This is a genomic window from Pusillimonas sp. T2 (assembly GCF_002236805.1).
Lineage (GTDB): Bacteria > Pseudomonadota > Gammaproteobacteria > Burkholderiales > Burkholderiaceae_B > Neopusillimonas.
Window position 1 is genome coordinate 1 of record NZ_NIQA01000033.1, and the last position, 1,170, is coordinate 1,170.

The window sequence follows — 1,170 nt, forward strand, 5'->3', positions numbered from 1 at the left end:
ACACCGGCGCCGACGGTACGGCCACCTTCGCGGATCGCGAAGCGCAGACCTTCTTCCATAGCGATCGGAGCGATCAGCTTGACAGTCATCGAGACATTATCGCCAGGCAGAACCATTTCTTTGTCTGCGCCCAGGTCAATCGTACCGGTAACGTCAGTAGTACGGAAGTAGAACTGAGGACGGTAGCCATTGAAGAACGGCGTGTGACGGCCACCTTCGTCTTTGGACAGAATGTACACCTCGGCGGTGAACTCGGTGTGCGGCTTGATCGAGCCGGGCTTGGCCAGAACTTGACCACGCTCAACGTCTTCACGCTTGGTACCGCGCAGCAATACACCAACGTTGTCGCCAGCTTGGCCTTGGTCCAGCAACTTGCGGAACATTTCAACGCCCGTGCAAGTCGTCTTGACGGTGTCTTTGATACCAACGATTTCGATCTCTTCGCCGACTTTGACGATACCGCGCTCGATACGGCCAGTCACTACAGTACCGCGACCCGAGATCGAGAATACGTCTTCAACAGGCATCAGGAATGTACCGTCAACCGCACGCTCAGGCGTGGGGATGTAGGTGTCCAGTGCTTCAGCCAGTTTCAGGATGGCTTCTTTACCCAATGGGCCTTCGTCGCCTTCCAGTGCCAGCTTGGCCGAACCCTTGATGATGGGGGTGTCGTCGCCGGGGAAGTCGTACTTGGACAGCAGCTCGCGCACTTCCATTTCGACCAGCTCGAGCAACTCTTCGTCGTCGACCATGTCGGCTTTGTTCAGGAACACGATGATATAAGGCACGCCAACCTGACGGCTCAGCAGAATGTGTTCACGTGTTTGGGGCATTGGGCCGTCAGCGGCCGATACCACCAAAATCGCGCCGTCCATCTGGGCGGCACCCGTAATCATGTTCTTGACGTAGTCGGCGTGGCCGGGGCAGTCAACGTGAGCATAGTGACGGGCTGCAGTTTCGTACTCAACGTGCGAGGTATTGATCGTAATACCACGGGCCTTTTCTTCGGGAGCTGCGTCAATTTGCGAGTAGTCTTTGGCTTCACCACCGAAGGCCTTGGACAATACTGTTGTGATCGCTGCGGTCAGCGTCGTTTTGCCGTGGTCAACGTGACCGATCGTGCCGACGTTTACGTGCGGTTTGGTCCGCTCAAACTTACCTTTTGCCATG

General features: G+C 56.3%; 1 protein-coding gene. It reads right to left on the reverse strand.

Going from position 1 to position 1,170, the window contains the following annotated elements; all coding sequences use genetic code 11:
• The coding region (gene tuf / locus PuT2_RS15620; RefSeq protein ID WP_093971914.1) for an elongation factor Tu at positions 1 to 1,169 on the reverse strand (1,169 nt) is incomplete at its 3' end.
• Between the last annotated feature and the right edge of the window lies 1 nt (position 1,170).